The organism is Alloalcanivorax gelatiniphagus (genome assembly GCF_005938655.1).
GTDB classification, from domain to species: domain Bacteria; phylum Pseudomonadota; class Gammaproteobacteria; order Pseudomonadales; family Alcanivoracaceae; genus Alloalcanivorax; species Alloalcanivorax gelatiniphagus.
Window position 1 is genome coordinate 116,460 of sequence record NZ_VCQT01000038.1, and the last position, 19,710, is coordinate 136,169.

Consider the following 19,710-nt stretch of genomic DNA (forward strand, 5'->3'; position numbering starts at 1 on the left):
GTACCATGGTGCCGCTTGCGCCGGTCAGTCCAGGCTGAGAATCTTCTCCGCCGGCGTGGCCATCAGCCGGTTGAGCAGCGGATTCTGGAAGCGCCGGTCGGCGGTGATGATATAGAAATCCTCGAACAGCCCGGGCAGCGCGCAATATTCCTGCAGCGCCCCGTTCTTCAGCTCATCACGCACCACCACCGGCGGCAGCAGGGCAATGGCGCCGGTGTCCCGGGCCAGCAGACGCATCATCGCCATATCGTCCACCTCGGCGATGATGTCCGGCCAGCGCTGGAGCTGTTCGCAAAGCAGGTCGAAACCGGTGCGAATACTGCTGCTGGGCCCCGGCACCACCAGCGGGCACTGGTCCAGATCCCCGGGAAACGCGAACTGTTTGCCGCGCCCCAGCGGCGGGCCCACCAGACTGATGGACTGACGGGCGATGCGCCGGCACCGCACCGGCGCCCGGGCGTTACCCTGAATCGCCTGGTTGGAAAGAATGGCATCCAGGTCGTGTACATAGAGCCGGCGGGTCAGCTCATCCAGCGTGCCGGATTGCAGCACCAGCTCCACGTCCGGTTTGCCCATCAACGGCTGAATCAGGTTCTCCTGAAAGTTCCGCGACAGGGTGGCGACACTGCCCAGCCGCAGCACCTGCCGCTGGCTGGTCTGGCCGTCGCGCAGCATGGCCTGCATCTCGCTGCCGGCGCGGAAGATGGTGTCCGCATAGTTCATGGCCACGTGCCCGGCCTCGGTGAGCACCAGTTTACGCCCTTCCCGGGTGAACAGCGGCTGCCCCAGCTGCTCCTCCAGTTGCTTGATCTGCGCGGACAGCGACGACTGCGACACATGCAGGCGCTCGGCGGCCCGGGTCAGGTGCTGTTCCCGGGCCACCGCCCAGAAATAGTAGAGATGGTTGTAATTGAGACGGGCCATTGCTGTTCGCTTTAAGAGAACGATTTCATCTTTTATTTGTATTTTACCGAACACCGGACCGGGCGCAAGAATAGCCTCCGTCATCGCACAGGAGGATTCATGGACGCGTTCACCGGCTTGTTGGAGCCACCCTGGCTCGCATCGCTCTGGCTCCCATCATCTTGGCTCCCATGGAGCATCCCCGGTCTTTACCTGCTCGCCGCCCTGATCACCGTGCTGGCGCGCCGCACCGAGACCGGCTGGCGCCTGGCGCGCGGCGCGTCCCTGATCGCCCTGTTGGCCGCCCTTTGCGCCCCGGCCCTGCTGGTGCTCTCGTCCTCGCCGCTGACCGCGACCCGGCTTGCCGGCACCGCCGGCCTGGTGCTGGTGACCTTTCTCGGCTGGGTGATAGTGCGCTTCTCCGGCCCCTACCTGGCCGGCGAGCCCTGCCAGAAACGTTTCCTGTCCGGCGCACTGGTGACGCTGGCCGGGGCCGCCCTGGTCAGCGCCACCGACCATCTGGCGGTGCTGGCCCTGGCCTGGAGCGCCACCGGCCTGGGGCTGCATCGGCTGCTGACGCTTTACCCCCACCGGCCCGGCGCGCAACGGGCGGCCCGCAAACACTTCGTCAGCGCCCGGCTCGCCGACCTCACCATGCTGGTGGCGGTGGTGTTGATCGCCCGGGACACCGGCACGCTTTCGCTAAGCGCCCTCTCCGCCAGCGGCGGCGCGGCACCGCTCACCGCCGGCCTCACCGCCGCCGCCGTGCTGCTGGCGATCACCGCGATCATCCGCTGCGCGCAACTGCCCCTGCACGGCTGGGTACTGCAAGTGATGGAAGCACCGACCCCGGTGTCCGCGCTGCTGCATGCCGGGGTGGTCAACCTGGGCGGCCTGGTACTGATCAAGATGGCCTGGCTGATCAACACCTCGCCGGCGGCGCAATGGCTACTGCTGCTGGCCGGCGGCCTGACCACGGCGATCGCCGCGCTGGCCATGATCGCCCAGTCCAACATCAAGGTGCGGCTGGCCTGGTCCACCTGCGCGCAGATGGGCTTCATGCTGGTGGAGTGCGCCCTGGGGGCCTGGCACCTGGCGCTGCTGCATCTGCTCGGGCACTCGCTCTACAAGGCCTTCGCTTTCCTCAATGCCGGCGACCGGGTGATGCGGGCACGTCGGGCACGGCTGAGCCCGAAGGTGTCCGGCGCCCTGTCACCGCTGCTGGTGGCGGCGCTGGTGGCGGTGGCGCTGCTGGTGCCCATCCTGCACGGCCTGCAATGGCTCCAGGGCAGTTGGGCGGTGTTCGCGCTGATCAGCCTGATCGCCCTGACCCCGTTGCTGGCCGGCCTGCGCCCGGGCCGGGGCGGCGCGGCGGCGCGCACCGGCCTCACCGCCCTGGCCGTTGTCGGCCTGGGCCTGGTCTGGCACCGGGTGTTCGGCGCCCTGCTGACACCGCTGCCGGGGGATCAGGCGACCACCGCACAGATTGTCTGGATCACCGCCCTGTTCGTGGCCCTGCTGGTGCTCCAGGCCCGGCTGCGCGCGGGCCACCACGACCAGCGACTGCACCGGGCCCTGGCCAACGGGCTCTACCTGGATCAATGGATCAATCGGCTGCCCGGCCTGCACCGGTTCGGCGGGCAACGGCCAGCCACACCGGCCTGGCGGGAACAGGAGCACACCTCATGAACGTTCAGACCTGCTATCAGCACCACACCTACCAAGCCATGATCGAGGCGGCCTGCGATGCCATCGCGCCGATCTGGCCTCTGGACAGCTTTATCGCGGTGAACCCTTACTGGAGCCACCGGGACCGGCCCATGCCGGAGGTGGCCGCCCGGCTCGGCGCCTTGAGCGGCACCACCATGTTGATGCCCCCGGCCTACTACCGGCAGGCCTGGCGGTCCGGGCGCATCAACCGGGATCATCTGGAGCGGGCCATCGCCGCCACCGGCTACCAGCGCGATACCGAGGCGCTGCTGCGCAGCCTGGAAGAGCCGGCCACGGAACCGGCGGCGCTGCCCACCCTGGCGGAGCTGGCCACCGGGCGTGGCGACGGACCGGCACAACCGGTGCGCGACCAGATCAGCGCCTTCTGCGCCGCCTTCTTCGACGACGCCGAGGCCGAGTGGGGCATCGAGCACGAAGGCGGCCTGTTCGCCCAGTGGCGGGCCCACCTTCTGACCCATCCCGGCGGCGCGCCGGGCGACCTGGCCGCGTTCCGCGAACGCTTGCGGAGCCTGCCCAAGGACGCCGACCTGGTGTTGGTGCGGGTGCTCACCGAGCTGGACCTTCCGGTAGACAGGGTGGAGGCGTACCTGCTGGCCTTGCTGCTGGACATCAACGGCTGGGCCTCCTGGTGTGCCGGCGAGCGCTGGCGGGCCAGACAGGCTGGTGGCGACGACAACAATATTGTCGAGCTGCTGGCCATCCGGCTGGCCTGGGAGGCACTGTTGGATGACGGCAAGCGCGGCCCTGGCAGTCAGCATGAGCGCTGGCTCCAGCGCTGGCGGGCCCTGCCCTCCGGTGAGCAGCAGGCGTGGGAGCGGATCCAGGCGCCGTGGACCTGGCAGTACGCCCTGGAACTGGCCTATCAGGCGGGGCTGGAACAGGTGATTCAGAAGCCGGCCGCCGACAAGGCAGCCACCAAGGTACAGGCGATCTTCTGCATCGATGTGCGCTCCGAAGTGATCCGGCGGGCCCTGGAGAGCCTGGACCCGGGCATGGAAACCCGGGGCTTCGCCGGCTTCTTCGGGCTGCCGATCCAGTACCGGCCCCTGGGCACCGAGGCGCCCCGGGCCCAGCTGCCCGGGCTGCTGGCGCCGGCGCTGGAAGTGTCGGACCGGTGCGACGATTCGGTGGAAGTGGCCAAACAGCGGCGCCAGCGGCTCACCGCCGCCGCCCATTGGAAGCAATTCGAATACGCGCCCATCTCCATCTTTACCCTGGTGGAAACCCTGGGCCTGTTCTATGCCGGCAAACTGCTACGGCGCACCCTGGGCCTGGGTGACGAGCCGTCCCCGGCCCAGGCCGGCTTGGGACGGCGGCAGCGCCACAGCCTGCACCCGACGCTGAATGCGCTGTCGCCGGAAGACGGCGCCGGGCTGGCCGCCGGCATCCTCAAGGCCATGGGCCTGACCGGCCATTTCGCGGAGCTGGTGCTGCTCACCGGCCACGGCAGCCAAAGCGCCAATAACCCCCATGCGGCGGGCCTGGACTGCGGCGCCTGCTGCGGCCAGACCGGCGAGGTCAACGCCCGGGCCCTGGCCAGCCTGCTGAACGACGGGCCGGTGCGCCTGGCACTGCGCGAACACGGTATTCATGTGCCGGAGAACACCAGGTTCCTGGCGGCGCTGCACAACACCACCACCGAGGAGATCAAGCTGTTCGATACCGATCAGGTACCGGCCCCGCTACAGCCCACCCTGGACCGGCTGCGGACCACGCTGGCGGCGGCCGGTGCGCGGGCCCGGGCCGAGCGGGCACCGACCCTGGGTTTGGCTTCGCTGGAGCAAAAGCCCGCCGCGCTGCACAAGGCGATGCGCAAACGGGCCCGGGACTGGGGTCAGGTAAGACCGGAATGGGGGCTGGCCAACAACGCCGCCTTTATCGCCGCGCCGGGGCACTGGACCCGGGGCCGGGATCTGCAGGGCCGGGTGTTCCTGCACGACTACGACTGGCACCAGGACCGGGATTTCAAAACCCTGCGCCAGATCATGACCGCCCCCATGGTGGTAGCCCACTGGATCAACATGCAGTACTACGCCTCGGTGGTGGACAACCGGCGCTACGGCAGCGGCAACAAGGTGCTGCACAATGTGGTGGGCGGCCATCTGGGCGTGCTGGAGGGCAACGCCGGGGACCTGCGTATCGGCCTGCCCTGGCAGTCCCTGCACGACGGCGACAGGCTGATGCATGAGCCGCTGCGCCTGAGCGTGTGCCTGGCGGCGCCGCAATCGGCCATCGACGCCATACTGGAAAGCGAACCCACGGTGAACGACCTGGTGACCAACGGCTGGCTCCATCTGTTCCGCATCGAGGAGCAATCCCGCGCGCTGATCCGGCGCCATGCGGACGGTTGGCGGCCTCTTTAGCGGTTACCGGCGGTGGCCTGGCCGCCGCCGGTTCACAGCGTGCTCAGATCCACGCTCACATGGGCGGCCACCACCTTCCAGCCGTCGGCGAAGCGCACCCAGGTCTGCATCTGCCGGCCCACCCGGTCGGTGACGCCGTCGCGGAATTGGGTGCTCACCGTGGCGCAGTCATCGCCGAAGGTGGTGATCACCGTATTGAACAGCTTGCGGCCGGGGCCCACCGGCTGGCACTTGCGCCGGTAGCGGGCGATCTCGTCGCCGCCGTGCAGGTTTTCCGCCACGCCGTAGCGCACCGTGGCGTCGTGGTCCCAGAAGTAGCCGTCCAGCACCGCCAGGTTGTTGTCCAGCAGCGCCCGCTCGTAGTCCTCGAAGGCAGTGCGCACTTCCGCCACCACCCGGTCCCGGTTGATTTCCGGAGAAGCGTTCATATCAGAGTTCCTTGTTCTGAAAAGCCGCCGCCAGGGCGGCCAGGCCGGCCACCTGGCCGACGATGCCGCCCTGGGCCACCACCATATCCAGAGTGGCACTTTTGAAGGCGGGGAAATAACTGTCGGTGGCGTCCTCGATCAGCAGGCCGCGATAACCCCGGTCGCAGGCTTCGCGCATGCTGGTCTGCACGCACACCTCGGTGGTGACGCCGGCGAACAGCAGCGTCTCGATGCCCGCATCCCGCAGCCTCTGGTCCAGGCCGGTGGCGTAAAACATGCCCTTGCCGGGCTTGTCGATCTCCCACTCGCCGTCCAGCGGCGCCAGCTCCGGCACGATCTGGTTGCCCGGTTCGCCACGGATCAGAATGCGGCCCATGGGCCCCGGGTCGCCGATGCGCAGGCCCGGCTTGCCCTGCTGGTGCTTGGCCGGCGGGCAGTCGGACAGATCCGGGGCGTGGGATTCCCGGGTGTGGATCACGGTGAGGCCGTGGCGGCGGGCCAGGGCCAGCAGCTCCGCCACCGCCGGCACAATGGCGCGCAGCGGCGTCACATCATTGCCCAGGGCGGCGCCGAAGCCGCCCGGATCGAGAAAGTCCCGCTGCATATCGATCACCACCAGGGCGGTGCTGGCCGGTTCAAAACAATAGGGCCCGGGCCGGGCGTCCACCTGGATCATGACGCCTCCCGATGGCCGCCGCCGGCCATATGCGCGCCCAGCTCAGCCCGGTCGGCGTTGCCGGCGGCGGTCTCGAACACCAGTTCGCCGTCGTGGATCACCACGATGCGGTCCGCCAGCTCCAACAGTTCGTCCAGATCCTCGCTGAGCAGCAGCACGGCGGCGCCCCGGTTGCGGGCGTTCATCAGGCGCTGGTGGATCAGCGCCACGGAATTGAAGTCCAGACCAAACACCGGGTTGGAAACGATCAGCACCCGCACTTCGTCGGTAAGCTCCCGGGCCAACACCGCCCGCTGCACATTACCGCCGGACAGGGTACCGATGGGCCGGTCCGGGTCCGGTGGCGTGACCTGAAAGCGCTCGATCAAACCCCGCGCCTGCTCGACCATGGCCTTGCGGCTGACCCGCCAGCCCTGGCGCCGGATCGGCGCCCGGTCGAAGGTGCGCAGGGCGAGATTCTCGGCCACCGACAAATTGGCCACGCAGGCGTTGCGCAGCGGTTCCTCCGGCAAGCTGTGCACGCCCCAGGCCAGCATCTGCTTGCGGGTGGCGTGGTAGGGCTCGCCGTGCACGCGCACCGCGCCGGCTTCGCGCCTGCGCTGGCCAAGCAGGGCCTCGGTGAGTTCCCGCTGGCCATTGCCGGAGATACCGGCCACGCCAAGAATCTCGCCGGGGCGCACCCGAAAGGAAGCGCCGTGCACGGCGCGCACGCCCTTGTCGTTGTTCACCTCCAGCCCGGCCACTTCCAGGGCCGGCGCCAGCTCCTGGTCCACCGGCGGCCGTTCGCCGGCCACGGTGCGGTCATCGCTGCGGCCCATCATCCATTCCGCCAGGGCCTCCGGCGTGGTGTCCGCCACCTTGCAGCTGCCCACCAAAGCGCCCTTGCGCAGCACCGTCACGTCGTCGGCGAAGGCGGTCACTTCGCGGAATTTGTGGGTGATCATCAGCACCGACACCTGGCCGTCGTGGGCCAGGTCGCGCATCAGGCCCAGCACTTCATCGGCCTCCTGGGGAGTAAGCACCGAGGTGGGTTCGTCGAGAATGATCAGGCGCCGGTCCAGGTACAGCTGCTTGAGAATTTCCAGCTTCTGTTTTTCACCGGCGGCCAGCGCCGCCACCGGCCGGTCCGGGTCCAGCTTGAACGGCATCTTTTCCATAAAGGCGTGCAGCCGCTGGCGCTCCGCTTTCCAGTGGATGCGCGCCGGCAGATCGCCCCGCGCCAGCACCAGGTTCTCGGCCACGGTGAGCCCCGGGGCCACGGTGAAATGCTGGTAGACCATGCCGATGCCCAGGCCGTGGGCGTCCCGGGGCAGGCGCACCGCGTATTCCCGGTCGTCCACCAGGATGTTGCCGTCGTCCAGGGGTGAGTAGCCCACCAGGCCCTTCACCAGGGTACTTTTGCCGGCGCCGTTCTCGCCCAACAAGGCGTGCACGGTGCCGGCGCGCACCGTCAGCGACACCTTGTCCAGCGCGCGAAAAGTACCGAAGGTTTTACTGGCGCCGATGGTTTCCAGCTTCAGGGCACGCATGGTCACTGCGCCCCCAGGCCGGCCAGCAGAGCACCGGAATCGGACACGCTGCCGAACACCCCGCCCTGCATCTTCACCATCTTCACGGCGGCATCGTGGTTGCCCTGATCGGTGGCGCCGCAGCAGTCCTCCAGCAGCAGGCATTCGAAGCCCCGGTCGTTGGCCTCGCGCATGGTGGTGTGCACGCACACGTCGGTGGTGATGCCGGTGAGAATAATATTGTCGATGCCCCGGGTATTGAGGATCAGCTCAAGATCGGTGGCGCAGAACGAGCCCTTGCCGGGCTTGTCGATGATCACTTCGCCCTCCAGTGGCGCCAGCTCCGGAATGATCTCCCAGCCCGGTTCGCCACGCACCAGGATGCGCCCGCAGGGACCGGCGTCGCCGATGCCGGCGCCGATCCGTTGCGAGCGCCAGCGTTTGTTGGCGGGCAGGTCGGCCAGATCCGGACGGTGCCCTTCGCGGGTATGGATGATATGGAAGCCCCGTTCGCGCAGGGCCGCCAGCACCTTTTTGATCGGCTCGATGGGCGCCCGGGTCAGGGACAGGTCGTAGCCCATGCTGTCCACGTAGCCGCCCTTGCCGCAGAAGTCGGTCTGCATATCGATCACGATCAGCGCGGTGTTGTCCGGGCGCAGGTCACCGTTGTAGGGCCAGGGATAAGGATCGGCGCTGATGAATTGCTCGCTCATATCAAGGCTCTCCCGGTTTATAGGAACGTTGCGGCGGCTCGAAGCCGAAGGCGCTGCCGTCGGTGTGCTTGACCTTGTCTTCCCAGGGCAGCCGGTAGCGGCCCGCCGCCAGGTCCTGCATGTAGGTGTAGGGGCAATCGCCGGCGCCGCCTTTTACCGCCACATAACCACGGTGGCCGAACTGGTAGATGTTGTTCTCCACGCCCCAGTGCTCGCGGGCTTCGCGCACCAGGTCCGGGCGCAGCTCGCAGCAGACGATTTCGTCGGCGCGGCCACTGCCTTCCACCAGGGGCACGCCGTCGAAGTTGACGAACTGGGCTTCGCCCATGGAATCGAAGGTGCCATCGGAGCCGCACATGCAGACGCTGGCGGTCTGCATCAGGTTGGTGAAGGCGTTGGCCTGGTTGGTGATCTTCCAGGAATGGCGGATCGGCGCCGTGTAGCCGGCGGTGCGGATCATGATCTCGGCGCCCTTGTAGGCGCACTCCCGGGCCATCTCCGGGAACATGCCGTCGTGGCAGATAATCAGCGCCAGCGTTGAACCGTTGGGGCCTTCGCACACCGGAATACCCTGGTCGCCGGGTTCCCAGGGTTCCACCGGCACCCAGGGGTGCATCTTGCGGTAGTAGAGTTTCAGCTCGCCGGTGTCGTCGATGATCAGGCCGGAGTTGAACGGGTTACCGTTGGGGTTGGCTTCCATGATCGAGAAGCAGCCCCAGATTTTGTGATCAATGCAGGCCTGTTTCAGCGCCGCCACTTCCGGGCCGTCCAGGTCGCACATAATGTCCGGCGAAGTGTCCATGGACAGGCCGTGCAGGCAGTATTCCGGAAACACGATCAGATCCATCTCCGGCATGGAGCGCCGGGCCTTGCCAACCATTTCGACCACGCGCTGGGTCTGTTGCCAGAGTTCATCGCGGGTGCGCGGGTCGGGCAACGCCAGTTGCGCCAGGCCCATCACCACACCGTTGGGGGATTTGTTCAAACCAGAGAGTCCACTGGACATGGGATTACCTTCTCGTCGGGTTATCGGTTCAGGCTGAGTTCACCGGGCGCGCCGCTGAGGGTACGGTCCGGCCGGCAGGTGATCACCATCACCGCCAGGGTCAGCACATAGGGAATGGCGTTGAACAGGTAGTAGCCCCAGCCAATGCCGATGGCCTGCAGGGCCGGGCCCACGGCGCCGGCGGCACCGAACAGCAACGCCGCCCACAGGCAGTTGATCGGCTGCCAGCGGGCGAAGATCACCAGCGCCACCGCCATCAGGCCCTGGCCGCTGGACAGGCCCTCGTTCCAACTGCCGGGGTAATACAGCGACAGATAAGCGCCGCCCACGCCGGCCAGAAAGCCGCCCACGCCGGTGGCCAGGATGCGCACCCCGGCGGCGCGATAGCCGAGCGCCTGGGCGGAGTCCTGGTGGTCACCCACCAGACGCAGCACCAGGCCCCAGCGGGTACCGCGCAGGCCCCAGTGCAGCACGAAGGCCAGCGCCACGCCGATAAAGAACAGCACGTTCACATTCAGCGCCGAGCGCACCCGGGTGTCGTCGCTCCAGAAGCCGAGCGGAATGGACGGCAGCATGGGCGCGCTGGGCTGAATGAAATCCTTGCCCAGAAAGAACGCCAGGCCGGTGCCGAACAGAATCAGGGCGATGCCGAAGGCGATGTCGTTGACCCTTGGCAGCGAACAGATCACACCGTGCACCAGGCCCAGGGCGAGCCCGGACAGGCCGGCGGCCAGCACCCCCAGCCAGGGGGAGCCGGACAGATAGGACACCGCGTAGCCGGTCATGGCGCCGGTGACCAGAATGCCCTCCAGCCCCAGGTTGATGCGCCCGCCCTTCTCGGTGAGGCATTCGCCGAGACTGACGAACAGGAACGGCGTGCCCACGCGGATGGCCCCGGCCAGCAGGGCCAGCAGAAAGATCGACAGTTCCGACTCAGCCATGGCTGACCTCCGTTGTGCCGGTGCGGGACGGCGGCGCCGCGATCCAGTGACCGCGCAACCACAGACGCCAGTCCAGGGTGCGGCGGGTAAGCGCCTCCCAGGCCAGCAGGTTGATGAAAAGAATGCCCTGCAGAATCAGGGTGGTGGCATCGGGCAGGCCCAGGCGCCGTTGCAGCAAGCCGCCGCTGGCTTCCAGACCACCGAGCAGGATCGCGCAAACGATAATGCCCAGCGGGTTATGACGGGCGGCGAACGCCACCAGAATGCCGGCGGTGCCGTAGCCGGAAATCAGCGCGGTATTGGCGCTACCCTGCACGGCGCTGACTTCGTACATGCCGGCCAGGCCGGCGGCGGCGCCACCGAGCACGCAGGTGAGCAGCACCAGCCGGTCCACCGGCAGGCCGAGCATGCGTGGCGTGCGCGGGTTGCCGCCGACGATACGCAGGGAAAAGCCCACCACGCTGTAGCGTACGAACACCCAGGCCAGCACACAGGCGACCACGCCGGCCACCAGCCCCCAATGCACATAGAAGCTGTCGCTGATCACGCCGATCTGATAGCTGCCATCCAGGGGCGGCGTGGACGGTTTGTTCAAACTATTGGGATCGCGCAGCGGTCCTTCCACCAGGTGACGGAAGATCGCCAGGGCGATGTAGGAAAGCAGCAGGCTGCCGATGGTCTCGTTAACGCCGCGCTTCTGCCGCAACCAGCCGCTCAGGCCGATCCACAGGCCGCCGGCCAGCATCGCCGCCACGCCCATGGCGATCAGCATTGGCCAGGCCGGCAGCGACGGCAGCCACAGCGGCGTCACCGCCGCCGCCAGACCGCCCAGCACCAGCGCCCCTTCACCACCAATGATGATCAGGCCGGCGCGGGCCGGCAGCGCCACGCACAGCGCCGTAAGCATCAGCGGCGCGGCGCGCATCAGGGTGTTTTCCCAGGCGAACATGGAGCCGAACGCGCCTTCGAACACCAGCGGTCCGGCCTGCCAGGCGGGCTGCCCCTGAATCAGCAGAAACAGGATGAACAGCACCGCCGTGGTGAGCATCGCCAGCAGCGTGGGCAGCGCCGGCAAGGCCAGCACCGCCGCGCGCCCCAGCCAGGGCTTCAACATGACGGGCTCCGGTACCGGAGTGATTTAGATCTGACCACGCACGCCCTCCACCAGATAGTCCATGCGCTCCAGTTCCACGGCGGTTTGTTTGTAGTCGGTGCCCTCGGCGATCACCACCTGGCCCTGGTTGTTCTTCAGCGGGCCGCCGAAGATCACGTAGTCGCCGCTGAGCATTTGTGCTTTCACCGCGTCCGCGTTCTTTTTCGCTTCGGCGCTCACCGCCGGCCCATAGGGAGAGGTTTTGACGAAGCCTTCCTTGAGGCCGCCGCGCAGGAAGTTGATCATCGGCTCGCCGTTGATGGCCGCCCGCACATGCTCCTGGTAGGGCGTTACCCAGTTCCATTCGGCGCCGGTGAGGTAGCCTTCCGGTGCCAGCTTGGCCTGGCTGGCGTGGTAGCCGCAGGTCATGGCGCCACGTTTCTCGGCGGTTTCCACCAGTACCTTGGGGCCGTCCACATGGCAGGTGATCACGTCGCAGCCACTGTCGATCAGGCTGTTGGTGGCTTCCGCTTCCTTCACCGGCATGGACCAGTCACCGGTGAAAATCACCGAGGTGGTGATGTCCGGGTTCACCGAGCGGGCGCCCAAAGTGAAGGCGTTGATATTGCGCAGCACCTGGGGAATCGGCTTGGCAGCCACGAAACCGAGCTTGGCGGATTTGCTCATATGGCCGGCCACCACGCCGTTCAGGTATTGCCCTTCGTCGATATAGCCGAAGAAGCTGCCCACGTTCATGGGATGCTTGCCCTTCTCCCACAGGCCGCCGCAGTGGGCGAAGCGGGTATCGGAAAAACGCCGCGCCACTTTCAGCACGTGCGGATCGAAGTAGCCGAACGAAGTGGGGAAAATCAGGCTGGCGCCATCCTGGCGGATCATCGCTTCCATGGCCCGTTGCACGGCCACCGTTTCCGGCACGTTCTCCTGCTCCACCACGGTGACGCCCGGCATCTTCTTGACCTGGGCGGCGGCTTCCGCGTGGGACTGGTTGTAGCCGAAGTCATCGCGGGCGCCCACGTACAGGAAGCCCACGGTGATTTCCTTCTGCGCGGCGCGCAGCGGATTGAACGGCAGCGCCGCGGCGGCGCCCAGCAGGCCGGCGGCCTTGATGAAATTACGACGATTGATATCCGACATAGTGGCGCGTCCTCTAACACTGACCTTGGATGAAAGGCGCCGCCGGCGCGGCGCGAAGCTTGAGTGCACCCTGGGATGCATACTGGTATACAAGTAAGCAGCCTTCATGCCATTCACGGGAAACCCCCTTAAAACAAGGCATTCCCGCGAAATTGGCAGCTTTCATCCAGGCGCCGCGCGCACTGCTTGTGTGCAAAGCCGCGCACCATGCACCAGTGGCGCGCACCTGCCTCAGCCCCGGGATGCCCAGAAGGTCAGACGGCGCTCCAGCCACTCAAACGCCTGGTAGAGCACGATGCCCATGGCGCCCACCACCACCAGCCCGGCGAACACCAGCGGCACTTCGAAGCGGCTGCCGGCCACCATCATCATGTAGCCGACGCCGGCATTGGCGGCCACGGTCTCGGAGATCACCGAGCCCACGAACGCCAGGGTCACCGCCACTTTCAAGGCGGCGAAGAAGTACGGCAGGGTGCGCGGCAGGCCGACCTTGCGCAGCACCGTCAGGCGGCTGGCGCCCAGCGAGCGCATCAGATCGTTAAGCTCCGGTTCCACCGTGGCCAGGCCGGTGGCGATGTTGACCACGATGGGGAAGAACGAAATCAGAAAGGCGGTGAGAATCGCCGGCACCGTGCCGATGCCAAACCAGATCACCAGAATCGGCACCAGCGCCACCTTGGGAATGCTGTTGAAGGCCACCATCAGCGGGTACAAGCCGGCGTAGACCTTCTCGCTGGCGCCCACCGCCAACCCCAGCACCACGCCAAAACCCACCGCCAGCGCCAGACCCACCAGGGTGGTCATCAGCGTTTGCAATGAGTGCTGCAGGATCGGCTCCCACTGGGCGGCCAGGGTGGTGGCGATCAGCGACGGCGGCGGCAGAATAAAGGTCTTGATGGCGAAGCCATGCACCACGCCTTCCCACAGCAGGAAAGTCCCCAGGGTCACCAGCCAGGGCAGCACCCGGCGATTGAGCATCCAATCAACCATGGGCGGGCTCCTTGGCATCGGTGGTGGCGCGCCCGGCGTCGATGTCCCGGACCTCCACGATGTGGCCGCGCAGCCGTTGTACATACTCCACGAACGCCGGCTCGAAGGTGCCCTCCACGGTGCGCGGGCGCGGCAGGTCGATGTCTTCCCGGTGCACGATGCGGCCCGGCCCCTTGGAAAACACATAAACCGTGTCGGCCAGATAGACCGCCTCGCGGAGATCGTGGGTGACCAGCACGGTGGTGGGCCGGCGCTCCCGCCAGATCGACTGCACCAGGCCCCACAGATCCTCCCGGGTAAAGGCGTCCAGGGCGGCGAAGGGTTCGTCCAGCAGCAGCAGATCCGGTTCGTGGATCAGGGCGCGGCACAGGGAGGCGCGCTGCTGCATACCGCCGGACATTTCCCAGGGGTAACGATGGGCGTACTCGCCCAGGCCGAGCCGTTCCAGCAGCGCCAGGGCACGCTGCCGATATTCGGCGCGGCGGGCGCGGAAGCCGGCGGGCCCGCTCACCACTTCCAGCGGCAGCAGCACATTGTCCAGCACCGTGCGCCAGTCGAGCATGGTGCTTTTCTGGAATGCCACGCCCACCGCGCCCCGGGAAGCCCCGGGGGCGTCGCCGCCCACCACTACCCGGCCGTCGGTGGCGCTTTCCAGGCCGGCGATCAGCCGCAGCACCGAGCTTTTGCCACAGCCGCTGGGGCCCACCAGGGCGACGCTGCCGCCGCTGGGTACGCTCAGGGAAATATCCACCACCGCCGGCGTGTCGCTGCGCGGGTAACGGAGGGTGGCGTTGTCCAGTTCGATAAAGCCTTCGCTCATGATCCGCTCTCCACGATCAGCGCCAACGGCCCGCCGCCGTCCGGCCCCTGGTGCTCGGCACCACCGGACACGAACAGGGCCAGGTCGCCGGTGCGCCCGCCCAGCACCCCACCCACCAGGGCACGGGCATGGCGGGTGGCATTGATGTCGCTGTCATCCCACATGGTGTGGCGCTGCCCGCGAATGTGGCCGCTGCGCGACGGTTCCGCCTTGGCCAGCAACGCCACCAGCGAGCCATCACCCAGGGTCGCCCGGGCCCGGTCCAGGGCCTCGCCGTCCAGGGCGTCGGCCATCACGTCGTGGCCGATGCGCAGGGCCGGGTCCCAGCCCGGGGCGTTGCCCAGCACCAGGATTTCGTTGCGCATCAGCTCGATGCCGGCGGAGGTGCTGGCGCGGCCGGACCAAAGATCAAAGTCGTGGCAGATGGCGGCGTCGCTGAGCGCTGTCTGCTCCACCTCACCCAGGGCCAGAGCCACGCCCAGGGCCGAGGCGCCCCGGGAAAAGCCCATGGATTCGTAGGTGTCGCTGGTGGCCACGGTGGCGCCGCGCCGGCGTGCGTCTTCGCAGCGGGCGGCGGTGAGCAGCGGGCATTTGATCTGCACATAGTGCACATCCTCCGCCCGCTCGATGCCGGCCGTGGCCATGGCCCGGCGCACCGCCTCGGCGGTGACGCGCACCTGATCCAGCCGGCCGATCTGTTCCGGCGCAAAGCGGTCGGTGAAGGCGATGCCGGCGGCCAGCCCCGGCTGCTCCGGCGCCGGCGAGGCGGCGTCGTCCACCTCGAACACCAGCCAGTGGGGCGACAGGCCGCCCTCGGTGCCGCCGGACATCACCAAGGCGATGCGCTCGGCCACGGTGTCCTCCGGCAACTCCAGTCGCTCGGCGAAAAAGCGCTTGAGCACGGTGGTGGCGAAGGCGCGGGTGAAGTCGTTGACGCAGCCGTTGCCCTCGGTCTTGCCGAGCACCGCCACCACCCGCTCCGGGTGCAGGCGGCCTTCGGCCAGGGCCTGGTGCAGCGGCGCCAGATCGTCCGGACCGGAACAGGGGAAACGCAGAACCCGGGTTCTCATTGCGCCACGCTCCGGTCTTCCAGTGCGTCAAGAAAGGCGCCGTCGAACACCTGGTCCGGGGCCGGCGGGTTGTCCAATTCCAGGGCCTCGGCCACCACCTCAATGGAGGCGGCCAGACGCTGGGGGTCCACGGCACCCAGGCCGTTTTTCTTCACCTCTTCGGTGATCAGCTGGTTGTCGATCAGGAAACGCATGCGCTGCTGTTCCAGCTCCACGTTGATCAGGCTGTCCTTTTCGCGCAGTGCCTCGGCGGCGGCCAGCGGGTCATCAATGCTGGCCTTGAGGCCGCGATGGCTGGCGCGCACCAGGCCCTGAACCACTTCCGGCTCCTGCTCGATCATGCGCTCGGTGACGATCAGGCCGTTGCTGTACAGCGGCACGCCGTAGTCGGAGTAATAGAAGATGCGGATATCGTCCTGGTCGATGCCCAGCTTCAGCAGGTTGGGTACCGCGCTGGGCGGGAAGCCGGCGATGGCGTCCACCTTGCCCTGCACCAGCATGGCCTCGCGCAGGTTGGGCGCCACGTTCTCGAAACGAATTTTGTCGCTGTCCAGGCCGGCGGCCTCGGCGAACAGGGGGAACATGCGGTAGGCGGAATCGTTGGCCGGCGCGCCGATGGCCTTGCCTTCCAGCTGCTTCGGCGCCTCGATACCGGATTCCTTGAGGGTGATGATCGCCAGCGGCGGCCGGTTATAGATCATGTAGACCATGCGCTGGCGGTTGTCCGGGTGGCGGGCGTTGAATTCGATCAGCGTGTTGATGTCGCCGAAGCCGGCCTCGTAGCTGCCGCCGGCGATACGGGTGATCACCGCCGAGGAGCCCTCGCCGGCGTCCACCGTCACATCCAAACCCTCTTCCTCGAAATAGCCCCGCTGGGCGGCCAGCACGAACGGCGCGTTGGAGGCCTCGAAGGCCCAGTTGGCGGTGAAGCGCACCTTGCGCTCGGCCTGGGCCGCCGGTGCCAGGCACAGGGTCAGCGCCGCCAGCAGCCCCAGCAGGGCACGGAGCGGCCGGCCACGGCTGGCCCCGGGTAACAAAGCGGTTCTTGGTTGCATGCACATCTCTCCTGCTCGCGTTGCGGGTGCCCGGCCGCGGGCCTGGGCGTTCAATGCGAGGCAAGATAGAATCCGTGGAGTGCAGCCCACCAGCGTTATTTTCTGGCCATAGCGATGCCGTTTCGGCATCGCTCCCTCGATGGAGCCCGTGATGCAGAACATCCGCTTTCTTCGTTATGTGGACGCCGTGGCGCGCTGCGGCTCGATCCGCAAGGCCGCGGAACAGCTCAATGTGGTGTCGTCGGCGGTGAACCGCCGCATTCTGGATATCGAAGCGGAAATCGGCACCGACCTGTTCGAGCGGCGCGCCCGGGGCGTGCGCCTCACCGCCGCCGGCGAGCTGTTCGTGGCCTACGCCCGCAAACAGATGGCGGAGCTGGAACGCACCCTGTCGGAGATCGAGGACCTGCAAAGCGTGCGGCGTGGCGAAGTGCGCATCGCCGCCATCGAAGGCATGGCGGCGGAGCTGCTGCCCCGGGCGATCTGCGCGTTCCAGAAAACCCACCCGAAGATTCGCTTTACCACCTTTATCTGTGGCCGCGAGGAGGTGTACCAGCACCTGAAGGAATTCCGCGCCGACATCGGCCTGGTGTTCAACCCGCCGGCGGACCCGGAGATCCGCACGCTGATGGACGTGGAACAACGGCTGTGCGCCTTCGTCTCCCCGGACCATCCGCTGACCCGGCTGGATAAGGTGCGGCTGTCCGACTGCGTGGGCTATCCGCTGGCGCTGCCGGATCGCAGCCTGGGCGGGCGCGCCCTGCTGGATGAGTTCCTGGCGCGCCGTTCGCTGCGCCTGGAGCCAGCGCTGGAATCGGACTCCTTCGAGCTGATGCGCAACTTCGCGGTAAAAAGCGGCGGCGTCTGCTTTCAGATTCAGATCGGCATGCCGCCCTCGCACCTGCCCGGCGGCATGCGCGCCCTGCCCCTGGTGGACCGGGGCCTGAGCCGGGGCCGGCTGGTGCTGGGCATGGAACACTCCCGCGCCCTGCCGGTGGCCACCGCCCGCTTCGTGGAGCACCTCAAGGGCGAACTGGCCGACGCCTGACCGCCCGGAGGTAGATACCGTAGGAGCGACTGGGCGGCATTCCGCTTCAGTCGCGATCACCCGGGTGGAAACCTTTTCGCGACTAAAGTCGCTCCTACATCCCGGAAAGAACACCGCAGGGGCGGCTGGGCGGCGTTCTGCTTGTTGTAGGAGCGACTGGGCGGCATTCCGCTTCAGTCGCGATCACCCGGTGGGAAACCTCTTCGCGACTGAAGTCGCTCCTACATCCCGGAAAGAGCACCGTGGGAGCGGCTGGCCGCACAATAACGGTGCCGCGCGCCCCGTGATGAGGCAGAACACCGCCCGCGAACGCCACGGCGTTTTTTCACCAAACCACCGCCAGCGCCCATAAACACTGGCACCGCGCCGTGCCCGCGAAAAGCTGGCACCGGCCTTGCACTGATCGGCATACCTACTGGTATACAACGAGGTATGCGAACGTGCTTGGCTGGACCATCGATCAATGGCGCTCCGCCTACCGGCGTAAAAAACTGACGCCGGTTTCCGCCATGAAGGCGCTGTCCACTCTGTTGCAGGACAGCGAACGGGCTCTCTGGATTCACCTGCTCGACGAGTCCAGTCTGCTGGCCCAGGCGGAACGCCTCAGCGATCCGTCCCTGCCTCTGTACGGCGTGCCCTTCGCGGTAAAGGACAATATCGACGTGGGCAGCCTGCCCACCACCGCCGCCTGCCCGGCCTATGCCTATACCGCCAAGGAAACCGCTCCGGCGGTGCAGGCGCTGCTGGATGCCGGCGCCATCCTGGTGGGCAAGACCAACCTGGACCAGCTGGCCACCGGCCTGGTGGGCGTGCGCTCGCCCTACGGCGAAGTGCCCAACCCGTTTAATGGCGACTATGTCACCGGCGGTTCCAGCTCCGGTTCCGCCGCCGTGGTCAGCCTGGGGCTGGTGCCGTTCTCGCTGGGCACCGACACCGCCGGCTCCGGCCGGGTGCCGGCGGCGCTCACCAACATCGTCGGCCTGAAGCCCACCAAGGGCAGCATGAGCACCCGGGGCGTGGTGCCCGCCTGCCGCACCCTGGACTGCATCAGCGTGTTCGCGCTCAGCGTGGACGACGCGGAAACCGTATTCGATATCTATAAAGGCTACGACGAACAGGACGGCTACGCCCGTCACGTACCGTCCGGCGTGCCCACCGCCCTGCCGGAAAAACCACGCCTGGGCGTGCCCAAGGAAACACCCTGGTTCGGCGACGTCCAGGCCGCCGCCGCCTGGCAGCGGCAACTGGAAGAGCTGGACGCCATCGCTGAGCTGGTACCGGTGGATGCGGAGGTGCTGCACGAAGCCGCCCGCCTGCTCTACCAGGGCCCTTGGGTGGCGGAGCGCTACACCGTGGCGGAGCCGCTGCTGGACGACCCGGACGCCCTGCTGCCGGTGATCCGCGACATTATTCTGCCGGCCCGGGACATGAGCGCCGCCGACGGCTTCCGCGCCCAGTACACACTTGCCGACCTGCGCCGCCGGGCGGACCAGTTGATGGCCAGCGTCGACGCCCTGGTGGTACCCAGCACACCGGGCATCTATACCCGGGCGGCGGTGAACGCGGACCCGGTGACCCTCAACAGCCAGCTCGGCACCTGGACCAACTTCGTCAACCTGCTCGACATGTGCGCCCTGTCGCTGCCCGGCGGGCTGCGCGACGGCGACGGCCTGCCCACCGGCATCACCCTGATCGGCCCGGCCTGGTACGACAGCGCCCTGGCGGAGTTCGGCCGGCGCTGGCAGCGCCACCGCCCCTGGAAAGCCGGCGTCACCGACCAGCAACCGGCGCTGCCGGCGGCGGAGGACGACAAGGACCGGGACGACGGCACCGTCACCGTGGCGGTGGTGGGCGCCCATCTGTCCGGCATGCCGCTCAACTACCAACTCACCGAACGCAACGGCGTACTGCTGGAAACCACCCGCACCGCGCCCTGCTATCGCCTGTACGCGCTGGCCAACACCACGCCGCCCAAGCCCGGCCTGATCCGCGCCGACGACGGCGCCGCCATCGAGATCGAGCTGTGGAAACTGCCGGTCACCGAGTTCGGCAGTTTCGTGGCGCTGATCCCCGGCCCGCTGGGCATGGGCACCCTGGAAACCGAGGACGGCCGCCAGGTGAAAGGCTTCATCTGCGAAGGCTGGGCGATTGCCGACGCCAAGGACATCACCGCCCTGGGGGGCTGGAGAAATTACATCAAGGGGTTATGA

At 67.4% G+C, this 19,710-nt stretch carries 17 protein-coding genes; 4 read left to right on the forward strand and 13 right to left on the reverse strand.

Annotated elements, in window-relative coordinates; translation table 11 throughout:
• Nucleotides 1–24: 24 nt before the first annotated feature.
• Nucleotides 25–924 carry a LysR family transcriptional regulator gene (locus tag FGS76_RS12850; RefSeq protein WP_138773055.1) on the reverse strand — a complete coding sequence of 300 codons (900 nt, stop codon included), beginning with the start codon at nucleotides 922–924 and terminating at the stop codon, nucleotides 25–27.
• A 99-nt stretch (nucleotides 925–1,023) separates the two neighbouring features.
• Between FGS76_RS12850 and FGS76_RS12855 the strand changes: the two genes are divergently transcribed.
• Entirely contained in the window at nucleotides 1,024–2,592 is a 1,569-nt protein-coding gene (locus FGS76_RS12855) for an NADH-quinone oxidoreductase subunit L (RefSeq protein WP_138773056.1), read from the forward strand.
• Entirely contained in the window at nucleotides 2,589–4,997 is a 2,409-nt protein-coding gene (locus FGS76_RS12860; RefSeq protein ID WP_138773057.1) for a YbcC family protein, read from the forward strand. The genes FGS76_RS12855 and FGS76_RS12860 overlap by 4 nt, the downstream gene beginning before the upstream one ends.
• Nucleotides 4,998–5,029: 32 nt before the next feature.
• On the opposite strand, the gene hpxZ is transcribed toward FGS76_RS12860, so the two are convergent.
• The 12 genes from hpxZ to FGS76_RS12920 form a co-directional block, all read right to left on the reverse strand.
• Nucleotides 5,030–5,425, reverse strand: a complete 396-nt coding sequence (gene hpxZ / locus FGS76_RS12865; protein ID WP_138773058.1) for an oxalurate catabolism protein HpxZ — start codon at nucleotides 5,423–5,425, stop codon at nucleotides 5,030–5,032.
• Between the two features lies 1 nt (nucleotide 5,426).
• Complete coding sequence (locus FGS76_RS12870) at nucleotides 5,427–6,101, reverse strand: cysteine hydrolase family protein (protein WP_138773059.1); 675 nt, start codon at nucleotides 6,099–6,101, stop codon at nucleotides 5,427–5,429.
• Nucleotides 6,098–7,630: an ABC transporter ATP-binding protein gene (locus FGS76_RS12875; RefSeq protein WP_138773060.1), complete on the reverse strand. Its 1,533-nt coding sequence runs from the start codon at nucleotides 7,628–7,630 to the stop codon at nucleotides 6,098–6,100. Before FGS76_RS12875 ends, FGS76_RS12870 begins: the two co-directional genes overlap by 4 nt.
• A gap of 2 nt (nucleotides 7,631–7,632) precedes the next feature.
• The gene (gene biuH, locus FGS76_RS12880; RefSeq protein ID WP_138773061.1) at nucleotides 7,633–8,322 is read right to left on the reverse strand and encodes a biuret amidohydrolase; all 690 of its coding nucleotides are present in this window, start codon (nucleotides 8,320–8,322) and stop codon (nucleotides 7,633–7,635) included.
• 1 nt (nucleotide 8,323) lies between these two features.
• Entirely contained in the window at nucleotides 8,324–9,328 is a 1,005-nt protein-coding gene (locus FGS76_RS12885) for a formamidase (protein WP_138773062.1), read from the reverse strand.
• Nucleotides 9,329–9,348: 20 nt separating this feature from the next.
• Complete coding sequence (locus FGS76_RS12890) at nucleotides 9,349–10,269, reverse strand: ABC transporter permease (protein ID WP_138773063.1); 921 nt, start codon at nucleotides 10,267–10,269, stop codon at nucleotides 9,349–9,351.
• Nucleotides 10,262–11,383: an ABC transporter permease gene (locus tag FGS76_RS12895; protein ID WP_138773064.1), complete on the reverse strand. Its 1,122-nt coding sequence runs from the start codon at nucleotides 11,381–11,383 to the stop codon at nucleotides 10,262–10,264. Before FGS76_RS12895 ends, FGS76_RS12890 begins: the two co-directional genes overlap by 8 nt.
• Nucleotides 11,384–11,407: 24 nt before the next feature.
• Nucleotides 11,408–12,517 carry a BMP family ABC transporter substrate-binding protein gene (locus FGS76_RS12900; RefSeq protein ID WP_138773065.1) on the reverse strand — a complete coding sequence of 370 codons (1,110 nt, stop codon included), beginning with the start codon at nucleotides 12,515–12,517 and terminating at the stop codon, nucleotides 11,408–11,410.
• Nucleotides 12,518–12,748: 231 nt separating this feature from the next.
• On the reverse strand, nucleotides 12,749–13,507 hold the full coding sequence (locus FGS76_RS12905) for an ABC transporter permease (protein WP_205717254.1): 759 nt from the start codon (nucleotides 13,505–13,507) through the stop codon (nucleotides 12,749–12,751).
• Nucleotides 13,500–14,327: an ABC transporter ATP-binding protein gene (locus tag FGS76_RS12910; protein ID WP_138773066.1), complete on the reverse strand. Its 828-nt coding sequence runs from the start codon at nucleotides 14,325–14,327 to the stop codon at nucleotides 13,500–13,502. The genes FGS76_RS12905 and FGS76_RS12910 overlap by 8 nt, the downstream gene beginning before the upstream one ends.
• Complete coding sequence (gene atzD / locus FGS76_RS12915) at nucleotides 14,324–15,397, reverse strand: cyanuric acid amidohydrolase (protein WP_138773067.1); 1,074 nt, start codon at nucleotides 15,395–15,397, stop codon at nucleotides 14,324–14,326. The genes FGS76_RS12910 and atzD overlap by 4 nt, the downstream gene beginning before the upstream one ends.
• The gene (locus FGS76_RS12920) at nucleotides 15,394–16,452 is read right to left on the reverse strand and encodes an ABC transporter substrate-binding protein (protein ID WP_170214467.1); all 1,059 of its coding nucleotides are present in this window, start codon (nucleotides 16,450–16,452) and stop codon (nucleotides 15,394–15,396) included. The genes atzD and FGS76_RS12920 overlap by 4 nt, the downstream gene beginning before the upstream one ends.
• A 151-nt stretch (nucleotides 16,453–16,603) precedes the next feature.
• Here FGS76_RS12920 and FGS76_RS12925 point away from each other — a divergent pair, with 151 nt between their 5' ends.
• Both FGS76_RS12925 and atzF read left to right on the forward strand, forming a co-directional pair.
• Nucleotides 16,604–17,500 (forward strand): LysR family transcriptional regulator, encoded by an 897-nt coding sequence (locus FGS76_RS12925; protein WP_170214468.1) that lies wholly within the window; start codon nucleotides 16,604–16,606, stop codon nucleotides 17,498–17,500.
• A 440-nt stretch (nucleotides 17,501–17,940) separates the two neighbouring features.
• Nucleotides 17,941–19,710 (forward strand): allophanate hydrolase, encoded by a 1,770-nt coding sequence (gene atzF, locus FGS76_RS12930; RefSeq protein WP_138773070.1) that lies wholly within the window; start codon nucleotides 17,941–17,943, stop codon nucleotides 19,708–19,710.